Below are 21547 nucleotides of genomic sequence, written 5' to 3' on the forward strand. Positions count from 1 at the left end.
CTTTAGTCTCTTTCTAGCAGACCCGCGTCCCGCATGATGCTGCGCGCTGTGCCAAATGGCAGGTCCTTGCGTGGGTGCGGTACCTGGATCTTTCCCGGCTTGGCTGGATGCTTGAAGTGATGGTGCGATCCCTCGACACCGACTTCGTACCAACCGTCGGCCTCCAGCAGCTTGATCAGCTTGCGGCTGTTGGTTTCGACGCGCATGCGCACTCTTTCCCTTGACGAGTACGAAGTACTTCATGCGCAACGCGTGTAACATAATACACACCGCATTGCGGTTCAATACAGGACCTGTATCGGCGCGCTTCAGGGGCAGCGATACCACCGGCGACTGCGCGTCATCCTAAAACGAAAGGGCGGCCCAGTGGACCGCCCTCCCGTTCGTGACCTTCGTGAGAAGATCGGATGTGTTGGCTGGAAGCCGGACTTAGAAGTCCATGCCGCCCATGCCGCCCATGCCGCCGCCGCCCGGCATTGCCGGCGGAGCGTCCTTCGGCACCTCGGCGATCATCGCCTCGGTGGTGATGAGGAGCGAGGCGACCGAGGCCGCATCCTGCAGCGCCGTGCGAACCACTTTGACGGGGTCGACGATGCCGAGCGCGATCATGTCGCCATACTCGCCAGTCTGGGCGTTGTAGCCGAAGTTCGGCGAGGCGTTCTCGAGGATCTTGCCGACCACAACCGAGCCTTCATCGCCGGCATTGTTGGCGATCTGACGGACCGGCTCCTGCAGAGCGCGACGGACGAGGGCGATACCGGCCTGCTGGTCGGGGTTCGCGCCCTTGACGGTGATGGCGTTCGAAGCGCGCAGCAGCGCGACGCCGCCGCCCGGCACGATGCCTTCTTCAACCGCAGCGCGGGTAGCGTTCAGCGCGTCGTCGACGCGATCCTTGCGCTCCTTCACTTCGATTTCGGTCGAGCCGCCGACCTTGATCACCGCAACACCGCCGGCGAGCTTGGCCAGGCGTTCCTGCAGCTTTTCCTTGTCGTAGTCCGAAGTGGTCTCTTCGATCTGCGCCTTGATCTGGGCCACGCGGCCTTCGATGTCGGACTTCTGGCCGGCGCCGTCGACGATCGTGGTGTTCTCCTTGGAGATTTCCACGCGCTTGGCAGTGCCCAGCATATCGAGGGTGACGTTCTCGAGCTTGATGCCGAGATCTTCCGAGATCACCTGGCCGCCGGTCAGGACGGCGATGTCCTCGAGCATGGCCTTGCGGCGATCACCGAAGCCCGGAGCCTTGACGGCAGCGACCTTGAGGCCACCACGCAGACGGTTCACCACGAGCGTCGCCAGAGCCTCGCCCTCGATGTCCTCGGCAACGATCAGCAGCGGACGCTGCGACTGCACCACGGCTTCGAGAATCGGCAGCATGGCCTGCAGGTTCGAGAGCTTCTTCTCGTGCAGCAGGATCACCGGATCCTCGAGCACCGCAACCATCTTCTCGGCGTTGGTGACGAAGTACGGCGAGAGGTACCCGCGGTCGAACTGCATGCCCTCGACGACGTCGAGTTCGGTCTCGGCGGTCTTGGCTTCCTCGACGGTGATCACACCCTCGTTACCGACCTTCTGCATCGCGTTGGCGATCATCTCGCCGATGGCGGACTCGCCATTGGCCGAAATGGTGCCGACCTGCGCGACTTCGGCGTTGGACGAGATGATCTTCTTGGCCGCGTTCAGGTTGGCGACGACTTCGGTCACGGCGAGGTCGATGCCGCGCTTCAGGTCCATCGGGTTCATGCCGGCGGCGACGAGCTTGACGCCCTCGTTGACGATGGCCTGGCCGAGCACGGTCGCGGTGGTGGTGCCGTCACCGGCGATGTCGTTGGTCTTGGAGGCCACGGCGCGCAGCATCTGGGCGCCCATGTTCTCGAACTTGTCCTCGAGCTCGATTTCCTTGGCGACGGTGACGCCGTCCTTGGTGATGCGCGGCGCGCCGAACGACTTGTCGATCACGACGTTGCGGCCCTTCGGACCCAGCGTGACCTTCACCGCGTTGGCGAGGATGTTGACGCCGCGGACCATCTTGTCGCGGGCATCGGTGGAGAACTTTACGTCTTTCGCAGCCATGAGAGGCGCTCCTTACGAGTTGAAAGGGGAGAGATCGGAACCGGCGGAACGCCTGGTTACGAGATCACGCCCATGATGTCGGATTCTTTCATGATCAGCAGATCCTTGCCGTCGAGCTTCACCTCGGTGCCGCTCCACTTGCCGAACAGGATCCGGTCTCCGGCCTTGACGTCCAGCGCCACGACCTTGCCGCTCTCGTCACGGGCGCCGGGGCCGACGGCCTCGACAATACCCTCAGAGGGCTTTTCCTTGGCGGTGTCGGGGATGATGATGCCGCCAGCCGATTTCTCTTCGCTGTCGACGCGCCGGACGACCACGCGGTCGTGCAGGGGACGGAAAGCCATTTTTGCTCCTATCAGCAATCAAGTGATTTCGCCTCTGTTAGCACTCGTGATCGAGGAGTGCTAACAGCTGGAAGGGGATATAGGAGGGCCCCCAAAGCGAGTCAAGGACGAGGCGAGCCATACGATGACGATGTGGCGGCTATGCGACGAACGCATGAAACGGGCCCGCTGTCGCCACGTTTGTGGTGCCGAGAGAACCGCAAGCCGCCTTGATGGTAAGTTGCAAAGCGCCCGGCTTGGCAGTACCTGAAGCGCCTCAGATACCTTCGGAGCAGACGTGACCGTCGTCCAGTTCGATAGCCACCCCCGTAAATCCCCCGAGGCCTGGGTCGCCCCGCAGCTCGCGGTGATCGTCCCCAGCTACAATGAGCGCGATAACGTCGCGCTGTTGTACGACAAGGTCACGGCCGCCCTCGGCGCCACGCCGTTCGAGTTCATTGTCGTCGACGACAATTCTCCCGACGGCACCTCCGAAGTGGTGCGCGATATGTCACGCCGCCACCAGAACGTGCGCGGCATCCACCGCCTCGGTCGCCGCGGCCTGAGCTCGGCGGTGGTCGAGGGCATCCTCGCCAGCGCCGCTCCCTACTTTGCCGTCATCGACGCCGACCTGCAGCACGACGAAACCATCCTGCCGCAGATGCTTGAGAAGGCCATCGCCGGCGATCACATCGTCGTCGGCACCCGCTATAGCGGCGAAGGCAGCGTCGGCGACGGTCTGTCCAGAACGCGCGAAGCCGGCAGCCGCTTTGCCACCAGGCTCTCGAGCCTCGTCACCGGTAAGTCGCTCAGCGACCCGATGAGCGGCTTCTTCCTGATGCGACGGAGCGTCTTCGACGAAATCGCTCCCTCGCTCAGCGATGACGGTTTCAAGATCCTGCTCGATATCATCGTCTCGGCCGGCCGCTCGCGCGCCCGCCAGGGCAAGGAGCTGCGCATCGGCGAGGTGCCCTACACGTTCCGCCCGCGCCACGCCGGCGAGAGCAAGATGAGCTCGATCGTGGTCGTGCAGTTCCTCGGCCTGATCGTCTCCAAGCTCTCCGGCGGTCTGCTGCCCACCACCTTCCTGCTGTTTGCCCTGGTCGGCGGCCTCGGCGTCGTGGTGCATATGGGGACGCTGTGGTTCACCCATGAGGTGCTGAGCTTCAACTTCGTCTGGTCGCAGGTCGCGGCAACGCTTCTCGCCATGACCTTCAATTTCATGCTCAACAACGAGCTGACCTACGCCAACAAGAAGCTGCGCGGCTGGCGCTATCTCACCGGCATGCTCACCTTCTATGCAGTCTGCTCCATCGGCGCCCTCGCCAACGTCTCGGTCGCCAGCTGGATCTATGCCTATGATGGCCAGTTCTATGTGGCCGGCCTGCTCGGCGTGCTGATGAGCGTCGTCTTCAACTACTCCGTTACAAAGGTGTTCACATGGCGGTAAGCGCAGAACTCGAAATCAAGCTCCGCCGCACCGGTGGCGTCGGCCCCAACACCAAGTGGGACTGGAGCCTTGTCGACGCCAGCGGCACCGTGGTGAAGAAGGGCTCCGCGCTGGGCGAAGAAGCCCGCGCCTTCGCCACGGCCAAGAAGGCCCGCGACAAGCTGAAGGGCTAGTTGAAGGTCTTTGGCTAGTGGCGCGCCATGTGTACGAGCCTGAGGATCAGGATTTCCTGACCTTCGACGCGATACACAGCGATGTAGGGCGTGTCGGGCACAATGAGTTCCCGCGTGCCTCTGGCTCGACCAATTCTGCCCGCATACGGGTGGTGGTGGAGGATCGGCAGGCTGTCGTCGATCCGCTGATCAACGAGTAGCGCCGCTTGAGGGCTCTCCTCCATCAGGTAGTCGATGGCATCATCACGGTCCCGCTGGGCTGTTTGAGTCCAGCGGATGATCATTTCTTCTGGCTATCAATCAGCCGTCGCAGCTCTTCCCGGCGACGCGCGAAGTGGGCGCGAACCTCCTCGTCGGGAATGGGTGGGCGCGGATCGTCCAAAGCTTCCTGAACCTGCGCACGAAACCAAGCGTCGTACTCGTCGTCGGGTGTCAGTAGACCGGCAGGGATGGCGCCCTCGTTGGCGATTCGGGTGAGCAGGATGCGCACGGCATCCGACACGGTCAGGCCCGACCTTTCGACTATTTCGGCGGCACGGTCTCGAATCTCGGGGTCGATGCGAGTTTGAACGAGGGCGTTGGCGGCCATTTCGGAACTCCTGTTTGAGTTCCAATGTAATGCACGTGCATTACGGCAGCAACCTTAAGCCGCACCCTTCTTGCCTTCGAGTTCCGCCCAAGCCTGCCGCTTGCGGTAGATCGTCGAGGGGCTGAGCTCCAGCGCTGCGGCGGCGAGCGCGATGTTGCCCGCAAAACTCTCGATCGCGTCCTCGATGATCCGCTGTTCCTGTTGCCACATCGGCAGCACGGCCGGGCGCATCGGCGATTCCGTCGAAGCGGCGCGTCGTTCCGTCTCGCCGCCATCGAACATCGCGACGATTCGGCGGGCCACGCCTTCGAGGTTTTCTGCGCTCCCCGGCAGGTCGCGAGCTACGAAGTCGAGCACCGTCTGCAGCTGGCTGGAGGCATCAATCAGGCCGGCCACACGCTCCCGCTCCGCCGGTCCGCGGAACGCTCCGGCGATGGCTCGGCCATGCCGATGTGCCAGCTCGCCGAGCCGCGCCGACAGCACCGCGCCATCGACCGGCCGGGTCACGTGCTCGTGCGCGCCTGCCTGCAATACCGCGAGCGTCGCTGATACCGAAGCCCCGTCGGAAAGCACCACCACCAGCGATCCCGACGCCAGCCGCGCCAGCCGCGCCACCGCGTCCTCGGGCTCCGCTGAGAGGTCGCAAAGGCTGTCGAGGTCCGCCAGCAGCAGGTCGTATGATGCGAGGCGCAGCCGGTCTGCCGCCTCGCGGCCGCCGCAAGCCAGCGCGATCTCGGGTGCGATGATGAATCCCCGATCGAGCATCTCGATCAGGCTCCGGGCGCCGGCCTCGTCGCGTTCGACGAGCAGGATACGGACGGCGTTATCCAGGCCGAAGCCGGGAGCGGGCATGGTGACAAGTCCTTGGGCACGTGGCTGTGCTGAATGGAGTGTTGACGAACTGGGTAAATAAAGCGTTCCAGCCGATCCGTGCGCAAACCCGCCGAGCCCGCGGTTTGCCACAGCTCCCGCATCCCCGCGCCTTTCGGCAGGGCCCGCCCGATGCTATGACGGGATGCGTTGAATCCCGTTGGCCACTGTGGGAGCCCGAGCGTTAAGTGCAAGGCCTCGTCTACATCTTCATTGCGCTGGCCACGCTTGGCGTTGCGGCGGCCGCCTATTTCGGGCTGACCTTTTCGCCGATCGAAGCTTTTGTTACCGCAATTGCCTTTGGTGCGCTCGCCGTCATGCTGATGGAGCGCCGCCTGCGCCAGCGCTCGGAAGCGCGGCTCGAGCGCGCCGTCGAGGATCTGGCGCGGCTGCTGTCGACCGATGCCAGGGCCGGGCAGGTACTGAGCCAGCGCGTCAACGCCATTGCCGATACCAATGTGGGTAGCCGGCTCGACGGCATCGAGGCCGATATCTCGGTGCTCGGCACCGTCACCCGGCAGCTCGCCGAAGCGCTGGCCGAATTCGAGGAGGCCCGGCGCGCCGATGGTGGTTCCCGTCTCGCCGAAGCGATGGCGGAACCGGCAGAGCCCGACGACGACATCTTCCTCGATCCGATGATTCCTGAGGCAGAGGTCCGCGCTGCGCTCGATTCCAACCGGCTGGTCTTCCACATCGAGCCGGTGGTCAGGCTACCGGCCAGGAAACCGCTCGGCTACGACCTCGTGCCGCGCTTGATGCAGGATGCGGGCGGGCTTGCCGATGCGCCCGATTTCATGCCGCGCCGCGGCGGCGAGGACCTGATCCGCCGTATCGAAGCGATGGCGCTCGAGGAAGCCGTCACCATCGCGCGGCGGGCCAAGACCTCCGGCCAGCCGATCACCCTGTTCCTGCCGTTGAGCCGCGCCACCATCCTCGACAAGAAGGGGCTGGAGCAGGTGACGGCGACGCTCGTCGCCAACCAGGCGATCACCGGCTCGCTGAACTTCGCCATCCGGCAGACCGAGTGGAAGCCGCTCGGCCCGACCGAGAAGCGCGCGCTCTACGAGTTCCGCAAGGCCGGCGCCGGGTTCGTCCTCACCGACGCCACCTCGCTGCGCTTCGACTTCGCCGAGCTCGAGGGCCTCGGCTTCAGCGACGTGCGGTTCGATGCGACCCGCTTCCTGTCGCAGCCGCAAAGCTTCACCGATTTCCACACCGCCGATATCGCCCCCTACGCCAAGCGCTTCGAGATCGAGCTCTGCGGCACCGGGGTGATCGATGAGCAGCAGTTGCTCAGCCTGTTCGAAGATGGCATCAGCCTCGTGCAGGGACCGCATATCGGCCGGCCCGGCCCGGTTCGCCCGGATCTCGTCGCCGAACGTCCGCGCGATGCCGAGCGCCGCATCGAGGCGCAAGCGTAATAGGATAGACTATGCAGGCACTTGCCGGACTGAGCGGGATCGCCCCCCGCTACGATGTGGTTTTGAGCGACATCTGGGGCGTCGTGCACAATGGCATCGCCGCCCACCCGACCGCCGTCGAGGCGCTGGTCAATTATCGCCGCAATGGCGGCCGTGTCGTCTTGATCAGCAACGCTCCGCGTCCGCACGGCCCGATCATCGAGATGATGGATCGGCTCGGCGTCTCGCGCGAAGCCTATGACGATGTGGTGACCTCGGGCGACGCCACCCGCGTCGTGCTCGAGCGCTATCGCGGCCAGACCGTCCACTATGTCGGCCCGCCGCACGATAATGATAGCCTGTTTGAGGGCCTCGACATCACCATCGGCCGCGCCGAGGACGCGAGGGCCATCGTCGTCACCGACCTCGATACCGACCACGACACGCCGGACATGTACAATGACCGGATCACCCTGTGGCTCAGCCGCAATCTGCCGCTGATCGCCGCCAATCCGGATCGGGTGGTCGAGCATGGCGACCAGATCCTCTATTGCGGCGGCGCTCTCGCCGACCTCTATGAGGCCCGCGGCGGCATGATCGTCATGGTCGGCAAGCCATATAAGCCGATCTATGCCGAGGCCCTGCGCCTCGCCGAAAAGGCTGCCGGCCGCCCGGTCGACCGCACGCGCATCCTCGCCATCGGCGACTCGGTGCGCACCGACGCCATCGGCGCCGCCGGCGCGGGGCTCGACCTGCTGTTCGTCACCGGTTCGATCCACGCCGCCGAACTCGATGCCTTCGGCAACCCGGACCCCGAAGCCATCCGTCGCCTGGTCGAACCGAGTGGCGCCAATGTCGCTGGATTCATGCCGCGGCTGAGCTGGTAGCCACCGGGCCCCTCGGTCATCTCTCCCGCCAGGGGGAGCGTTCCGCATAGCAGCCTCCAACCTTAGCTGCCTTGCAACCCATCCGGTTTCTTGCCATATCGCCATCACTCTCAAGGCGGGTACGAATTTGAGCGGCTTCATCAGGCTCGCTGGACTCGACCAGGTTCCGGCGTCGCTGCGCGGCGCCATGGTCGCGATCGGCAATTTCGACGGCTGCCACCGCGGTCATCAGCACGTGTTCCGGGCGCTGAAGGCCCGCGCTGCCGCGCTTGGCGTGCCGGCGCTGGTCCTCACCTTCGAGCCGCACCCGCGCGACGTGTTCGCGCCGGCGCCGTTCATGTTCCGTTTGACCTATGCTGACCAGAAGGCCGAGATCGCCGAAGCGCTCGGGCTCGATGGCATCGTGGTGATGCCGTTCTCGCTCGAATTCTCCCACATCGTCGCCGAGGACTTCGTCACCCGCTTCCTCGTCGGGGCGCTCGGCGTCACCGGCGTCTCGGTCGGCGCCGATTTCCATTTCGGCTACAAGCGCCAGGGCACTCCGGATTTTCTCAGGGATGCCGGCGTCCGCCACGGCTTCGAGGTCGAAATCCTCGATATGCTCGACGAGGGCGACGACCATATCTCGTCCTCCCGCATCCGCGCCCTGCTCGGCGAGGGCGACGTCGCCGGCGCGGCCCAGCTGCTCGGCTACCACTGGTTCCTCTCCGGCGTCGTGGTGAAGGGCGATCAGCGGGGCAGGGAGCTCGGCTTCCCCACCGCCAATACCGCGAGCCCCACCGGCTTTGGCCTCTTGCAGGGCGTGTACGCCGTGCGCGCCAAGCTCAATGGGCGCCTGCTCGATGGTGTCGCGAGCTACGGCAAGCCGATGTTCAACAACGAGCGCCCGCCCTTCGAAACCTGGATCTTCGATTTCGACGAGGACATTTACGGCGAGACGCTGGAAGTGGCGCTGCTCGGCACCGTGCGCGGCCAGGTGAAGTTCGCCGGCCTCGACGAGCTGATCGCTGCCGTCAACAATGACGCCGCCCAGGCCCGCCTGCTGCTGCAGGCCGCGCTACCGGTTTCCGAACTCGACGAGAAGCTGGGTTTTTTCCGCACCTGATGTAGAATCGTTGTGCCTTGGGGGAGGCGACACAATGGATGGCACCGCATCGCGGTCGACAAAGGTTCCGGCCGCGACCGGTGTAAGTGTCGTAGTAGTTATTGCACTAGGCCTGCGCGTGGCGTTCGACCTGTTCGTCGCGCCGATCGGCGACGAAGCCTATTACTGGCTTTGGGGCCAGCGGCCGGCCCTCTCCTATTTCGACCATCCACCGCTTCATTCGTGGTTGCTGGGCCTTGCTTCGCCACTAGGCTGGAACACGCTGGTGCTGCGGCTGACGGCCTGGTTGACGTTCGCCGGAACACTTGCACTCGCTGCCCGGTTGGCCTTGCGGATAAACCCGGAGCTTGGTTCGCGCGCTGGTTGGCTGGCGGTGGCGATCTGTATCACCTCGCCCGTCTGGTTCATCATGACGACGCTGGCGTTCCAGGATCACCTGATGATCCTGTTCTCGATGCTGGCGGGTTACGTGTTCGTCGACATCTTTGCCACCACACTCGCCGGCGACCGGCCGCGGGCCGCGCGCTACTACCTCGGCGGCGCGGCCATCGGACTGGCGGTTCTGAGCAAGGAGAATGGCGTCTTCATCGGCGTGGCGATCGCGGCAGCGATCCTGACCACCCGGGCGCTCTGGCCGCTGCTGCGGGTGCCGCACCTTTATCTTGCGGCGATCCTTGCGTTGCTTCTGCAGTTGCCGGTGCTGATGTGGAACATCAGCAACGACTTTGCCTCGTATCGCTTTAACCTGGTCGACAGGGTCGACTGGCTGGACAATGTCAATCTCATCCGGCCGGCAATTTTCATCGTCCTCGCCACTTTGACATTCTCACCCTTCGCACTGGCGGGAGTTGCGAGCCTGGTGCGTCGCAACCCCGGGTTGCCGCCGCTTGGCCAGGCGTTGCGGTTGCTCGCGCTGTGGCTGTTTGCGGCATCGAGCCTGGGCATGCTGGTCCTGTCGCTGTCGACCTTCGTCCTCTACTACTGGAACATCGCTGCCTACGTGCTCGTGCTGCCGGCAATCGCCGCGCTGCGACCAGGCTGGCGCTTGTTCTGGCCGCATGTCGCGTATGGTCTGCTGATCACTGCGCTGATTGTGGTGAATTATGCCGCTGTTCCACTCTCGGCGTTCGTCGGCAAGCCCGATTGGGAATCGAGCGTGGTCTATGGCTGGGATGATGTGGCTGACAGCGTCCGGGCGCTGCGCTCGGCCGACGCCCCGGATTTCCTCGCTGGCACCCGCTACACGCTCGCTTCGCAACTGGGCTTTGCGCTTCAGACGGCCGAGGTGACGGATCTGTCCGAACGGCACAGTCAGTTCTCGTTCTGGTTCGATCCGAAGGCGCATCTGGGGCAATCGGCGCTGGTCCTCAGCGATGAGGCGTTTCCTGTCGATGGCGTCGCGAAGCGGTTCACCGGTGGGTGCGTCGAGGCCGGCCGGGTCGACGTGGAGCGGTTCGGCATTCCGGTACATCGCTTCTTGATCTCTCGGTGCACCGGATTCGCGGGTTAGCACTCCGCGCACTTCGGCCTTTCACCTCGCGCCCTCGCTTGCTACAAGCCCGCAACTTCCCTTGAACATCGATCGATGACGATGAACGACACTGCTCAAAGCGGCGCGGAGACCGATTACAGCGCGACGCTGTTCCTCCCCGAGACCGAGTTTCCGATGCGCGCCGGGCTTCCCGCCCGCGAGCCTGACTGGCTGAAGCGTTGGGAAGAGATGGACATTTATGCCCGCCAGCGCGCCGCCGGTGAAGGCAAGCCGCTGTTCACGCTGCACGATGGCCCGCCCTATGCCAATGGCAACATCCATATCGGCCATGCGCTCAACAAGATCCTCAAGGACCTGGTGAGCCGATCCAAGACCATGCTCGGCTACAATTCGGCCTACGTGCCGGGCTGGGACTGCCATGGCCTGCCCATCGAGTGGAAGGTCGAAGAGCAGTATCGCGCCAAGGGCAAGAACAAGGACGACGTCGAGATCAACGAGTTCCGCAACGAGTGCCGGAGCTTCGCGCAATACTGGGTCGATACCCAGCGCGAGGAGTTCAAGCGGCTCGGTGTGGTCGGCGACTGGTCCAACCCGTATTTGACCATGAGCTTTGATGCCGAAGCGCAGATCGCGCGCGAGCTGATGAAGGTTGCGGCTTCCGGCCAGCTCTATCGCGGTTCCAAGCCCGTCATGTGGTCGGTGGTGGAGCGTACCGCGCTCGCCGAAGCCGAGATCGAGTACCAGGACTACGAGAGCGACGCGATCTGGGTGAAGTTCCCGATCCACTCGGCCAACGGCGCCTTCGGTACCGGTTCGTTCGAGGATTTCGGCTCGTCCTACGTGGTCATCTGGACCACCACGCCGTGGACCATCCCGGCCAACCGCGCCATCAGCTATTCGAGCAAGATCGGCTACGGCCTCTACGAGGTCACCGGTGCGCCCGAGGGCAACTGGGCCACCAAGGGCGAGAAATACGTCCTCGCCGACAAGCTGGCGGCCGACGTGTTCGCCAAGGCCAAGGTCGAAAGCTTCATCCGCCTGCACGATGTTGATTGTTCCAAGATCGTCTCGACCAACCACCCGCTGCGCGGGCTCGGCGGCGGCTATGAGTTCGAGGTGCCGCTGCTCGATGGCGAGCACGTCACCGACGATACCGGCACCGGGTTCGTCCACACCGCGCCCAGCCACGGCCTCGACGATTTCGGCATCTGGATGGAGTCTGGCCGCATGCTCACGGCGCGCGGTATCGACACTACCATCCCCTACGTTGTCGACGACGCCGGCTTTTACACCGCCGCTGCCCCAGGCCTCGAAGGTGCCCGCGTCATCGATGATGCCGGCAAGAAAGGCGATGCCAACAACCGCGTCATTGCCGCGCTCGCTGAGCGCAACGCCATGGTCGCCCGTGGCCGCATCAAGCACCAATACCCGCACTCCTGGCGTTCGAAGAAGCCGATTATCTTCCGCAACACGCCGCAGTGGTTCGTCTATATGGACCGCGACATCGAGGGGAAGAAAGGCGACACCCTGCGGGCCCGCTCGCTCGCTGCGATCGATGCGACCAAGTTCTACCCGCAAGCCGGGCAGAACCGGCTGCGCTCGATGATCGCCGACCGCCCCGACTGGGTGCTGAGCCGCCAGCGCGCCTGGGGCGTGCCGATCGCCGTGTTTTACAACGAGGCGACCGACACCATCCTCAACGACGCGATGGTCAATCACCGTATCGGCCAGGCCTTCGAAGAAGAGGGCGCCGACGCCTGGTTCAAGGCCGGCGCCAAGGAGCGCTTCCTCGGGCAGGCCGTCCCCGATCCCGAGAACTGGCAGAAGGTCGACGACGTCCTCGATGTCTGGTTCGAGAGCGGCACCACCCATTCCTGGGTGCTTAAGAACCCGCAGAAATGGCCGGACATGCAGTTCCCCGCCGGCATGTACCTCGAGGGTTCGGACCAGCACCGCGGCTGGTTCCACTCCTCGCTGCTCGAAAGCTGCGCCACCAACGGCTTCGCGCCTTATGCGAGTGTCTTGACGCACGGCTTCACCCTCGACGGCGAGGGCAAGAAGATGTCGAAGTCGCTGGGCAACACCACCGCTCCGCAGGACGTCATCAAGCAGTTCGGCGCCGACATTCTCCGCCTCTGGGTCGCCCAGTCCGACTATTCGGACGACCTCCGGATCGGCAAGGAGATCATCAACTCCACCGTCGACAACTATAGGAAGCTCCGCAACACCATTCGCTGGCTGATCGGCAACCTCGCCCATCGCAAGGCTGAGGAAACCGTCGACTACCGCGACATGCCCGAACTCGAGCAGTTGATCCTCAGTAAGCTCAAGGACCTCGACGGGCTCGTGCGCGACGCCTACGAGAGCTACGATTACAAGCGCATCGTCGCGGCGCTTTCGAACTTCATGAACATCGATCTCTCGGCGTTCTACTTCGATATCCGCAAGGACGCGCTCTATTGCGATCCGATCTCCTCGGTCCGCCGCCGCGCCAGCCTGACCGTGCTCGACCATGTGTTCGACGCGCTGACCGCCTGGCTCGCCCCGATCCTGGTGTTCACCATGGAAGAGGCGTGGCTCGAACGTCACCCCGGCGCCGATTCGTCGGTGCATCTACGTCAGTTCCCAAAACTCCCCGAAGAGTGGACGGACGCAAAACTCGACGAGAAGTGGGATGCTATCCGCGAGGTCCGCAAGGTCGTGACCGGGGCGCTGGAAATCGCCCGGCGCGACAAGGTGATCGGTGCCTCGCTCGAGGCCGCGCCGAAGGTCTACATCACTGACGACAAGCTCGCCGCAGCCGTCCGCGGCACCGACATGGCCGAGATCTCGATCACTTCCGACATCGAGATTGTCGAAGGTGAGGGGCCTGCCGACGCCTTCCGGCTCGACGAAGTGCGCGGCGTCGCTGTCGTCTTTGCCAAGGCCGAGGGCCAGCGCTGTGCCCGTTCCTGGCGGATCCTGCCTGAAGTCGGCACGGATGCCGAATATCCGGACCTATCGCTGCGCGATGCACAGGCGATGCGCGAGTTGAAGGCAGCGGGACGCTGAGCTTGAAAGCGAGCAGACGGCCCCCTCCCATCCTCCCCCTTCAAGGGGGAGGTGCCGCATCGAGCGTCGGGCACGATCGGACCACAAACTCGACTCTTCACCTCCCCCTTCATGGGGTACTTCGAGCCGTCCCACCGGGCAAATCGCTCCAGTGGAGCGATTTGAGGCGAGAAGGCCATGAGAGCTACGCTCGAATGGCGAGGGAGGGGGCCGTCTCTATCGGCGGAGCATACTCAGCCGGGCGCTCGCCATGCTAGCTCGCCCCCATCTCCTGCTCTCGCTGCTCGCCGGGCTCGCCGCGTTCGCCCTCGATCGCGGCCACAAGTTCCTGCAGGTCAGCTCCGACTGTGTCGGCGCGGCCTCGACGCTCTGCATCGAGCACCTGGGCTTCGTCACTCCGGCCACACCGTTCGGCTGGCAGGGTGGTGAGATCGTGCCGGTCACGCCGTTCTTCGACTATGTGCTGGTCTGGAACACCGGCGTTTCCTACGGCCTGCTCGGTGATCTGCCGGTCTGGGCGCTCGGCGCCATCGCCGTCGTCGCTATCCTGGCGCTCGGCGTCTGGTGGTCGCGCACCTCCGATGTGCTGGTACGCTATGGCCTGATGCTCGCAATCGGCGGCGCCCTCTCAAATGCGCTTGATCGTGTGCTTTATGGCGCCGTTGCGGATTTCTTTCACTTTCATTGGCAGGATTGGTCGTTCTACATCTTCAATATCGCCGACGTGGCGATCACTTTAGGGGTGTTGCTGCTACTCCTCGATTTCGTCGGGATCGGCCGCAGGAAGCCTGCCTGAACGCAAAGGCGCCTCAATCTGGCCTTAGGGCCCGGTTGGGTGGGCAACGAAAGCGATAACAATTCCGAGCGAATTGTTCGTGGGCCTATGATGGTCTATAAGGCCCGCGCGGGGCGCGCACGGGCCGGGGAAAAGGGAAGTTTCATGCTGAGTGATTTGACCGGGCGGCGGCCCAACTTCAAAGCCGTGACCCGGGGCGGATTGCTGACCGTTGGTATCGTGCTCGGCCTCGGCCTGAGCGCCTGCACCACGACAGAAGGCACCAATGCCCTGACCGATGTCAGCACCTTCGAGCGCGAAGTGGTGACCGAGACCATGAAGGGCATGGGCATGATGGAGCGCGAGGAGAAGGCGGAGAACGCCGAACGTCGCGGCCCGCTGGTGCTCCCCAAGTCCACCGCTCTGCCGGCTCCCTCCGATCCCAAGGCGGCCAAGACCGCGCTGATCCCAGAGGATTCGAGCCGCGTGCAGATCGATACGTCGAACATTTCGGAAGCCGACCTGAAGCGGCTGCGCAACGCCCGTGTGGTCGATCTGCGCACTCTGAGCGGCCGTCCGCTCACCGAGATCGAAACCAAGCAGCTCACCGCGCGCATGACTGCCGCCAAGCTGAAGGGTGGTCCCAAGCCGCTCTATCTGCCGCCCGATGAGTACTACACCACGGTCAAGGGCCAGGACATGGTTTGCCTGGCGGCCAATGGCGAGCTCGTACCGCTCACCGACAAGTCGTGCCCGCCCGACGTCCGCAAGGCCCTGGCCGCGCAGGCGAATTAGAGCGTTTCCAGGAAAAGTTGCAGACTTTTCCGGTTCGGAAGCGCGACCATTAACCCGGTAGGGCAAGACGATGTCTCGAAGAGACGGAGGCTGGGCCTACCCATCAACTCGAAAGATGCGCTGACCCCCCGGGCAATCCTGCCCGGCCCCGGTCCCGCAGGAGTTATCGCATGTCGAATGTCTCAGCCGTCCCGACGGACGGCGATCGCTTGGCCAAGGTCATCGCCCGTTCCGGTCTCTGTTCGCGTCGCGATGCCGAAGGCTGGATCAAGGATGGGCGCGTTACCGTCAACGGTAAGAAGGTCCTGACCCCGGCCTTCAACGTCTCCGAAAAAGACAAGATCAAGGTCGATGGCGAACCGCTTGCGGCGCGCCAGGGCACCCGCGTCTGGCTCTACCACAAGCCCGCCGGCCTCGTGGTCACCGAGAAAGACCCGGAAGGCCGCCCCACCGTGTTCGAGGCGCTCGAAGAAAAAGAGCTGCCGCGCGTCGTCTCGATCGGCCGGCTCGACATCAACACCGAAGGCCTGCTGCTGGTCACCAATGATGGTGGCCTGAAGCGCGTGCTCGAGCTGCCGGCCACCGGCTGGCTCCGCCGTTACCGCGTCCGCGCCTTTGGCTCGGTCACCCAGGCGCAGCTCGATACGCTGAAGGACGGCATCGAGATCGAGGGCATCCAGTACGGCCCGATCGAAGCCATTCTCGAACGCGCCCAGGGCTCCAACAGCTGGCTGGTGCTGAGCCTGCGCGAAGGCAAGAACCGCGAGGTCAAGAACGTCCTCGGCGCACTCGGACTGCAGGTCAACCGCCTGATCCGCGTCAGCTACGGCCCGTTCCAGCTCGGTGACCTGCCTGAGGGCGAGGTCGAAGTCGTCGCCGCCCGCGTGCTGCGCGAGCAGCTTGGCAAGCGCCTTGCCGCTGAGGCCAACACCGATTTCGACAGCGACATGCCTGAAGTCGCACCCAAGAAGAAGCCGGCGGTCAACCCCAAGCTGCGCGCTGCCGCGCCGGGCAAGGAGCTGAAGAAGGATTCGCCGCGCAAGTCGCGCGACAGCAAGTTCCGCTTCGAGGACGACGAGACTGAGGCCGCAGCTGCTGCCGCACTCGCCGAGCGCCCCCGCCAGGATCGTCCCGGCCGTTTCGACAAGAAGCCGGTCAAGGCGCCGAGTCGCCCGCGTCCGGTCGATCCGAGTGAGATTCGCACCATCCACTTTGAGGATGGCCGCGAGGCCGAGATCCGCGTCAAGCCGCCCCGCCGCGAGGGCGTGGAAGGCGAAGAGCGCAAGCGCTGGAACGACCCCGAGGACAGCTCGGCCAGGAATTTCGGCCGCCCCGCCCACCACGAGGATCGTCCGGCCCGCGCGCCGGGAGCCAAACGCCCGGGCGCCGATGCCGACCGTCCGAAACGCGCCTATGGCGACAAGCCCGCGGGCAAGCGCCCCTACGGTGACAAGCCCCGCGGCGATGTCGGCGATCGTCCGAAGCGTGCCTACGGCGATAAGCCTGCCTATGGCGAAAAGCGCGCCTATGGCGACAAGTCGCGCTCGGCCCGGCCGGCCGGCGACCGGCCTTACGGCGACAAGAAGCCCTACGCCCCGCGCGGCGATGGTCCCGCGCGCTCCTACGAGGGCAAGAAGCCGTACGCGCCCCGTACCGACGCCAGCGACCGCCCGAGCCGCTCGTTCGGCGACAAGAAGCCCTATGGCGCCCGCCCACCCCGCGAAGGCGCAGAGCGTGGTCCGCGCGACGGCGCCGAGCGCGGCCCGCGTGCCGAGGAAAAGCGCCCCTACGCCCCGCGCAACTCCAATACCGGCGACCGCGAGCGCAGCAATAGTCGTCCGCTTGGCGACAAGAAGCCCTATGGCACGCGCCCGCCCCGCGGCGATCGCCCTTCCAGCGATCGTCCGCCCGGCGGCGGTGACCGTCCGGCCCGTTCGTTCGGGGACAAACCGCGTAGCTTCGGTGACAAGAAGCCGTTCTCCGGCAAGCCCGGCGGCACTGGCGGCAAGCCCTACGGCAAACCGTCAGGTGGCGCCGGCCGGCCGTCCGGCGGTGGTCGTCCCGGCGGCGCCGGCCGTCCCCAGGGCGGCGCCGGCCGCCCCTCCGGCCGTCCTGCCGGTGATCGCCCCCGTGGACCCAAGAAGCCGCGCGAGTAACCGATGCGCATCGTCGCCGGCAAGTTTCGCGGCAAGGCGCTGCTGTCGCCTTCGGACGACAGCATCCGCCCGACCTCCGACCGGGCTCGCGAATCGGTGTTCAACATCCTCGCGAGCCGGATCGGCGTGCATCTCGACGGCCTGAAGGTGCTCGACCTGTTCGCCGGCACCGGCGCGCTGGGCCTTGAAGCCCTGTCGCGCGGCGCGTCGGGCGCGGTGTTCGTCGATAACGGCGCCGAATCCCGCGGCATCATCCGCGACCACATCGAAGCCTTCGGCATCGCCGGCATCGCCAAGCTGCTCCGCCGCGACGCCACGGCGCTCGGCCCCGCCGGCACCATGGGTCCCTTCGACCTGGTGTTCCTCGATCCGCCCTACGCCAAGGGGCTGGGGGAGCAGGCGCTGACCTCGCTTCGCGAGGGTAACTGGCTGGCCAAGGACGCCACGATCGTGCTTGAGGAAAGCGCCGACGTCGAACTGGCGCTGCCCGAAGGCTTCACCCTCGATGATCGCCGCGCCTATGGTGCGGCAGCGGTGCACTTCATCCGCACGCAGTGAGGCGAGCCATGCAGTTCCGCGCCGTCGTCATCCCCTCCGGCAATGCCACCGCCGTCGAAATCCCCGATGAGGTCATGCAATCGCTCGGTCCCGAGGCGCGGCCGCCGGTGGCGATCACCATCAACGGCTACAGCTGGCGCAGCCGTGTCGCCATCAAGAACGGCCAGCGCCTGGTCGGTATCAGCGCCGCCCAACGCACCGCGGCCGGCATTGAAGCAGGTCAGGCAATCGAGATCGACATCAGTCTCGACACCGCGCCGCGCGACGTCGACGAACCCGACGACCTCAAATCTGCCCTCGACGGCGATCCGGCCGCCCGTGCTGGCTTCGACAAGCTGCCGTTCGGCCTCAAGGCCAAGCATGTTCGCGACATCGAAGCGGCAAAGTCGCCCGAAGTCCGCGCCCGCCGGATCGGCAAGCTGGTCGAAACGCTCGGCCGGCCCTGAACGCTAGCGCGTCCGCCCGAACAACCGCTCGATATCCGCCTTCTTCAGCTCGACATAGGTCGGCCGACCGTGGATGCACTGGCCCGAATGCGGCGTGGTTTCCATCTCGCGCAGCAGCGCGTTCATTTCCTCGACTCTTAGCCGCCGCCCCGAGCGCACCGAGCCGTGGCAGGCCATGCGCCCGATGATCGCCTCCAGCCGGTCGGCCAATGCCGCTGAGCTGTCCCATTCCGCCAGCCCATCGGCGAGATCGCGTACCAGCCCATCGATATCCGCCTGCCCGAGCAGCGCCGGCGTTTCGCGCACCGCCACCGCGCGCGGTCCGAACCGTTCGAGATAGAGCCCCAGCCGCTCGAGCGTCGGCGCCGCGCCCTCGAGCCGCCCGCAATCGTCCTCGCTGAGCTCGATCACCACCGGGATCAGCTGCATCTGGCTCGCCACCGGCCCCGCCGCCATCTGCGCCTTGAACCGCTCGTAGACCAGCCGCTCGTGCGCTGCATGCTGGTCGACCAGCAACAGGCTGTCGCCATTCTGCGCCACGATGAAATTGTCAAACATCTGCGCCCGCGCCGTCCCGAGCGGATACTCCACCGGTTCGACGACTGGCGTCACCTCGTTCACTTCATATCGCGCACTAGGTTCCGCAAAGCCCGCGAACCGTGCAGTCGGCGATCCTCCCCCGCGGGACGGAGGAGGGGGCCCTGCGTAGCTGGAGGAAGGAGCGGTCCAACCCGCCGTCGTCCCGATTGGCGCCGCCTCATACTCCGGCACCCGGAACGCCTGCACCACGTCCTCGGCCACCGTGCTCGCCGCCCGGTGCCCCGCCGCATCCAGCGCCTCGGTGATTGCCCGGATCACCGCGCCGCGCACCGCGCCGGGGTCGCGGAACCTGAGCTCCGCCTTGGTCGGGTGGACGTTCACATCCACCTCCGCCGGATCGACCGCGAGGAAAATCGCCGCCACCGGGAAACGGTCGCGGAACACGAAATCCGCGTAGGCGGCGCGGATCGCCCCCACCAGCACCTTGTCGCGCACCGCCCGGCCGTTGACGAAGAAATACTGGCTCAGCGAGTTGGCCCGCGTATAGGTCGGCAGCCCAGCGAGCCCGGTCACCACCATGCCGTGCCGCATCGTCGCCAGCGGCACGGCGTTGTCGCCGAAATCTCCGCCCATCACGTCGCCGAGCCGCGCCCTCAGCGCCCCGTCGCCCTCACGCCCCGGCCAGTTCGAGGTGGTGCGGTCGGCTCCGTCGAGCACGAACTGCACGTGCGGGTTGGCCATCGCCAACCGCTTCACCATGTCGGTGATCGCTCCGGCCTCGGAGCGCTCGGTCTTCAGGAATTTCCGCCGCGCCGGCACATTGCCGAACAGCTCGCGCACCTCGACGATGGTGCCGCGGTTCATCGCCAGCGGCACCGGCCGCGACTTCACCCCGTGCCTGACCGCGATCCGCAGCCCGCTCGCGTCCTCGGCCCGCCGCGACGCGATGCCAAGTTCCGCCACAGCTCCGATCGAGGCCAGCGCCTCGCCGCGAAACCCCAGCGTCCGGATGTCCTCTAGCCCGTCATCGGCCAGTTTTGATGTGGCATGCCGCTCGACCGACAGCACCAGGTCGGCCTCATCCATGCCGACGCCGTCATCCTCGATCCGGATCAGGCTCTGTCCACCACCGGCGGTGGTAATGTGGACCCGGCTGGCGCCGGCATCGATGGCGTTCTCAACCAGCTCCTTCACCACGCTTGCCGGCCGCTCAACCACCTCGCCCGCGGCGATGCGATTGATCAGATCTTCGGGAAGCTGGCGGATGGGCAAGGCGATTCTCCTGACGGGAGAATGTAGCGATGCACCGCCGCCACTGCCACGTTCTTCGCCATCACACGGTGGTTGTTCGCAACGACGGATGCTAAACACCCGCCATGCCCACCCCTATGGATCAGGCCCTCGCCCTCGCCGAAGCCGCTGCCACCGCCGGCGAAGCGCCCGTCGGAGCCGTCATCGTTGAAGGTGATCGCGTGCTCGCCGCCGAGCGCAACCGCATGCGCGAGCTGAACGATCCCACCGCGCATGCCGAGTTCCTCGCCATCCGCACCGCGCTTGCGGCGCGTGGCACTGGCCGGCTCGATGGCTGCGATCTCTATGTAACGCTCGAGCCCTGTGCCATGTGCGCCGGCGCCATTGCTCATACCCGCCTCCGCCGCGTCTACTACGGCGCCGAAGACCTGAAAGCCGGCGCCGTCGACAACGGTGTCCGTCTGTTCGAAAGTCCCAACTGCCACCACCGCCCGGAAGTCATCGGCGGGGTAGGAGCCAAGCGGTCGGGGGAGTTGCTGAAGACGTTCTTCCAGGGCCTGCGGTAGGCACCGGCCGACCAACATCACACCCAAGACCCTACCGAGCCTCGGCGCGCATCGAGTCCTGCTGCTTGGTGAGGAACGACTCGATCCGCCCATCCAGCGCACGCTTGAAGTTGTCCTTGTCCTTCTCGACATGCGCCACCAGCTCGCGCACCCGCCAGAACTCCAGCGCGCCGAAGGCGCTGAGATGCGGCCGCACGTAAACGTCGGGCGGATAGGCCGCCATCATGTGCGCCGTCAGCGAGTGCATCATGATCTGCGCCGCGCCGAACCACACATCGAGCGCCTTGTGGTTGGTCTTGTTGAGTTGTTCGGACGGGTCGCCATTGACGTCGATGCCGACGAGGATGTCGGTGTCGGCCGCCGCCTGGTCGAGTGGCAACGGGTTCACCACGCCGCCATCGACCAGGAGGTGATTGGCGAACGACACTGGCTTGAACAGGCTCGGAATAGCGATCGAGCCGGCAATTGCCTCGCGCAGCGGCCCCTCCGAGAACACCGCCTGGTGCCAGGACTGAAAGTCGGTCGCCACCACGTAGAACTTGGTTTTGAGGTCCTTGAATTCGAGCGGGAACGGGTCGGGCAGGAACGCATCCACCACCTGGCAGGCGTCGAGCTGCACGTTGAAGCCGGATTGGAAGAAGTTGCCGAGGTTGCGCACCTGCGCCCCCCACAGCCGCCCGGCGATGATCCGCATGGTCCCCAGCACCGAGAACGAGTGCTCGCGCAGTTCCGCCCCGGTCATCCCGCTGGCCCAGCCCGAGCCGATCAGCGCCCCGATCGAGGTGCCCGAGATCACGTGCGGCCTGAGCCCCATCTCGTCCATCGCCTCGATATAGGGAATATGGGTCAGCCCACGGGCCGATCCGCCGCCAAGCGCTACGCCGATCCGCGGTTCCGGCGGCGGGGCCTGACCATGGGTGTGCTCACGAAACTCGCCACGCAGGCGATCGACAATCTGCTGCCCCCGCCGCTGCAGCGGCGTCGGCTCGATCGGCGTTGTCATCTCATGGGTCACGATAAGGAGGTAGGATACGCTCTTCTCGTTTATAA

21 protein-coding genes are annotated in these 21547 nt (G+C 65.3%); 13 read left to right on the forward strand and 8 right to left on the reverse strand.

Features of this window, described 5'->3' with window-relative positions:
- Positions 1-2: 2 nt before the first annotated feature.
- From ASC68_RS23280 to ASC68_RS23290, 3 genes are all read right to left on the reverse strand, one after another.
- Entirely contained in the window at positions 3-206 is a 204-nt protein-coding gene (locus tag ASC68_RS23280; protein WP_055884848.1) for a type II toxin-antitoxin system HicA family toxin, read from the reverse strand.
- A 223-nt stretch (positions 207-429) separates the two neighbouring features.
- Positions 430-2070, reverse strand: a complete 1641-nt coding sequence (gene groL, locus ASC68_RS23285; RefSeq protein WP_055884851.1) for a chaperonin GroEL — start codon at positions 2068-2070, stop codon at positions 430-432.
- A 56-nt stretch (positions 2071-2126) separates the two neighbouring features.
- Positions 2127-2414 carry a co-chaperone GroES gene (locus ASC68_RS23290; protein WP_055884854.1) on the reverse strand — a complete coding sequence of 96 codons (288 nt, stop codon included), beginning with the start codon at positions 2412-2414 and terminating at the stop codon, positions 2127-2129.
- Positions 2415-2691: 277 nt separating this feature from the next.
- Between ASC68_RS23290 and ASC68_RS23295 the strand changes: the two genes are divergently transcribed.
- Both ASC68_RS23295 and ASC68_RS23300 read left to right on the forward strand, forming a co-directional pair.
- Positions 2692-3843, forward strand: a complete 1152-nt coding sequence (locus tag ASC68_RS23295) for a glycosyltransferase family 2 protein (RefSeq protein ID WP_055884855.1) — start codon at positions 2692-2694, stop codon at positions 3841-3843.
- Positions 3834-4016 (forward strand): hypothetical protein, encoded by a 183-nt coding sequence (locus ASC68_RS23300; RefSeq protein WP_055884859.1) that lies wholly within the window; start codon positions 3834-3836, stop codon positions 4014-4016. Before ASC68_RS23295 ends, ASC68_RS23300 begins: the two co-directional genes overlap by 10 nt.
- A 14-nt stretch (positions 4017-4030) precedes the next feature.
- Here ASC68_RS23300 and ASC68_RS23305 read toward each other — a convergent pair whose 3' ends face one another.
- From ASC68_RS23305 to ASC68_RS29035, 3 genes are read right to left on the reverse strand one after another with little or no spacing between them, the layout of a single operon-like run.
- Positions 4031-4300, reverse strand: a complete 270-nt coding sequence (locus ASC68_RS23305; RefSeq protein ID WP_055884862.1) for a type II toxin-antitoxin system mRNA interferase toxin, RelE/StbE family — start codon at positions 4298-4300, stop codon at positions 4031-4033.
- Positions 4297-4605, reverse strand: a complete 309-nt coding sequence (locus ASC68_RS23310) for a type II toxin-antitoxin system RelB/DinJ family antitoxin (protein WP_055884866.1) — start codon at positions 4603-4605, stop codon at positions 4297-4299. The genes ASC68_RS23305 and ASC68_RS23310 overlap by 4 nt, the downstream gene beginning before the upstream one ends.
- A 54-nt stretch (positions 4606-4659) precedes the next feature.
- Complete coding sequence (locus ASC68_RS29035) at positions 4660-5457, reverse strand: helix-turn-helix domain-containing protein (protein WP_055884869.1); 798 nt, start codon at positions 5455-5457, stop codon at positions 4660-4662.
- Positions 5458-5663: 206 nt separating this feature from the next.
- Between ASC68_RS29035 and ASC68_RS23320 the strand changes: the two genes are divergently transcribed.
- The 10 genes from ASC68_RS23320 to ASC68_RS23365 all read left to right on the forward strand — a co-directional run bounded on the left by ASC68_RS23320 (position 5664) and on the right by ASC68_RS23365 (position 18140).
- Complete coding sequence (locus tag ASC68_RS23320; RefSeq protein WP_055884872.1) at positions 5664-6896, forward strand: EAL domain-containing protein; 1233 nt, start codon at positions 5664-5666, stop codon at positions 6894-6896.
- Positions 6897-6907: 11 nt separating this feature from the next.
- Positions 6908-7762: a TIGR01459 family HAD-type hydrolase gene (locus tag ASC68_RS23325; protein WP_055884875.1), complete on the forward strand. Its 855-nt coding sequence runs from the start codon at positions 6908-6910 to the stop codon at positions 7760-7762.
- A gap of 127 nt (positions 7763-7889) precedes the next feature.
- Positions 7890-8867: a bifunctional riboflavin kinase/FAD synthetase gene (locus ASC68_RS23330; RefSeq protein ID WP_055884878.1), complete on the forward strand. Its 978-nt coding sequence runs from the start codon at positions 7890-7892 to the stop codon at positions 8865-8867.
- Between the two features lie 34 nt (positions 8868-8901).
- On the forward strand, positions 8902-10377 hold the full coding sequence (locus tag ASC68_RS23335) for a glycosyltransferase family 39 protein (RefSeq protein ID WP_162247921.1): 1476 nt from the start codon (positions 8902-8904) through the stop codon (positions 10375-10377).
- Positions 10378-10458: 81 nt separating this feature from the next.
- Positions 10459-13410: an isoleucine--tRNA ligase gene (gene ileS, locus ASC68_RS23340; protein ID WP_055886149.1), complete on the forward strand. Its 2952-nt coding sequence runs from the start codon at positions 10459-10461 to the stop codon at positions 13408-13410.
- A 250-nt stretch (positions 13411-13660) separates the two neighbouring features.
- A complete protein-coding gene (lspA, locus tag ASC68_RS23345; RefSeq protein WP_055884883.1) occupies positions 13661-14206 on the forward strand; it encodes a signal peptidase II in 546 nt (181 codons plus the stop codon).
- Positions 14207-14350: 144 nt separating this feature from the next.
- Positions 14351-14980: a hypothetical protein gene (locus tag ASC68_RS23350; protein ID WP_055884887.1), complete on the forward strand. Its 630-nt coding sequence runs from the start codon at positions 14351-14353 to the stop codon at positions 14978-14980.
- A gap of 170 nt (positions 14981-15150) precedes the next feature.
- A complete protein-coding gene (locus tag ASC68_RS23355) occupies positions 15151-17136 on the forward strand; it encodes a pseudouridine synthase (protein WP_082528418.1) in 1986 nt (661 codons plus the stop codon).
- Positions 17137-17139: 3 nt separating this feature from the next.
- Entirely contained in the window at positions 17140-17694 is a 555-nt protein-coding gene (gene rsmD / locus ASC68_RS23360) for a 16S rRNA (guanine(966)-N(2))-methyltransferase RsmD (RefSeq protein WP_055884889.1), read from the forward strand.
- Positions 17695-17702: 8 nt separating this feature from the next.
- Positions 17703-18140, forward strand: a complete 438-nt coding sequence (locus ASC68_RS23365; RefSeq protein ID WP_055884892.1) for a YdeI/OmpD-associated family protein — start codon at positions 17703-17705, stop codon at positions 18138-18140.
- 3 nt (positions 18141-18143) lie between these two features.
- Here ASC68_RS23365 and mutL read toward each other — a convergent pair whose 3' ends face one another.
- On the reverse strand, positions 18144-19952 hold the full coding sequence (gene mutL, locus ASC68_RS23370; RefSeq protein WP_055884894.1) for a DNA mismatch repair endonuclease MutL: 1809 nt from the start codon (positions 19950-19952) through the stop codon (positions 18144-18146).
- Between the two features lie 104 nt (positions 19953-20056).
- On the opposite strand from mutL, the gene ASC68_RS23375 reads away from it, so the two are divergent.
- Positions 20057-20497: a nucleoside deaminase gene (locus ASC68_RS23375; RefSeq protein ID WP_055884897.1), complete on the forward strand. Its 441-nt coding sequence runs from the start codon at positions 20057-20059 to the stop codon at positions 20495-20497.
- A gap of 31 nt (positions 20498-20528) precedes the next feature.
- Here ASC68_RS23375 and ASC68_RS23380 read toward each other — a convergent pair whose 3' ends face one another.
- Positions 20529-21500 (reverse strand): patatin-like phospholipase family protein, encoded by a 972-nt coding sequence (locus ASC68_RS23380; RefSeq protein WP_055884900.1) that lies wholly within the window; start codon positions 21498-21500, stop codon positions 20529-20531.
- Positions 21501-21547 lie beyond the last annotated feature (47 nt).

The sequence above is a fragment of the Devosia sp. Root105 genome (genome assembly GCF_001424865.1).
GTDB lineage: Bacteria > Pseudomonadota > Alphaproteobacteria > Rhizobiales > Devosiaceae > Devosia_A.

Bases quoted from the DNA above. Each gene is read 5' to 3' on its own strand.
- ASC68_RS23305 (WP_055884862.1), bottom strand. From the start codon at position 4,300: ATGATCATCCGCTGGACTCAAACAGCCCAGCGGGACCGTGATGATGCC.
- ASC68_RS23300 (WP_055884859.1), top strand. From the start codon at position 3,834: ATGGCGGTAAGCGCAGAACTCGAAATCAAGCTCCGCCGCACCGGTGGC.
- ASC68_RS23280 (WP_055884848.1), bottom strand. From the start codon at position 206: ATGCGCGTCGAAACCAACAGCCGCAAGCTGATCAAGCTGCTGGAGGCC.
- lspA (WP_055884883.1), top strand. From the start codon at position 13,661: ATGCTAGCTCGCCCCCATCTCCTGCTCTCGCTGCTCGCCGGGCTCGCC.
- ASC68_RS23350 (WP_055884887.1), top strand. From the start codon at position 14,351: ATGCTGAGTGATTTGACCGGGCGGCGGCCCAACTTCAAAGCCGTGACC.
- ASC68_RS29035 (WP_055884869.1), bottom strand. From the start codon at position 5,457: ATGCCCGCTCCCGGCTTCGGCCTGGATAACGCCGTCCGTATCCTGCTC.
- ASC68_RS23310 (WP_055884866.1), bottom strand. From the start codon at position 4,605: ATGGCCGCCAACGCCCTCGTTCAAACTCGCATCGACCCCGAGATTCGA.
- ASC68_RS23325 (WP_055884875.1), top strand. From the start codon at position 6,908: ATGCAGGCACTTGCCGGACTGAGCGGGATCGCCCCCCGCTACGATGTG.
- ASC68_RS23380 (WP_055884900.1), bottom strand. From the start codon at position 21,500: ATGACAACGCCGATCGAGCCGACGCCGCTGCAGCGGCGGGGGCAGCAG.
- ASC68_RS23375 (WP_055884897.1), top strand. From the start codon at position 20,057: ATGCCCACCCCTATGGATCAGGCCCTCGCCCTCGCCGAAGCCGCTGCC.
- rsmD (WP_055884889.1), top strand. From the start codon at position 17,140: ATGCGCATCGTCGCCGGCAAGTTTCGCGGCAAGGCGCTGCTGTCGCCT.
- ASC68_RS23355 (WP_082528418.1), top strand. From the start codon at position 15,151: ATGTCGAATGTCTCAGCCGTCCCGACGGACGGCGATCGCTTGGCCAAG.
- ileS (WP_055886149.1), top strand. From the start codon at position 10,459: ATGAACGACACTGCTCAAAGCGGCGCGGAGACCGATTACAGCGCGACG.
- ASC68_RS23335 (WP_162247921.1), top strand. From the start codon at position 8,902: ATGGATGGCACCGCATCGCGGTCGACAAAGGTTCCGGCCGCGACCGGT.
- ASC68_RS23365 (WP_055884892.1), top strand. From the start codon at position 17,703: ATGCAGTTCCGCGCCGTCGTCATCCCCTCCGGCAATGCCACCGCCGTC.
- ASC68_RS23290 (WP_055884854.1), bottom strand. From the start codon at position 2,414: ATGGCTTTCCGTCCCCTGCACGACCGCGTGGTCGTCCGGCGCGTCGAC.
- groL (WP_055884851.1), bottom strand. From the start codon at position 2,070: ATGGCTGCGAAAGACGTAAAGTTCTCCACCGATGCCCGCGACAAGATG.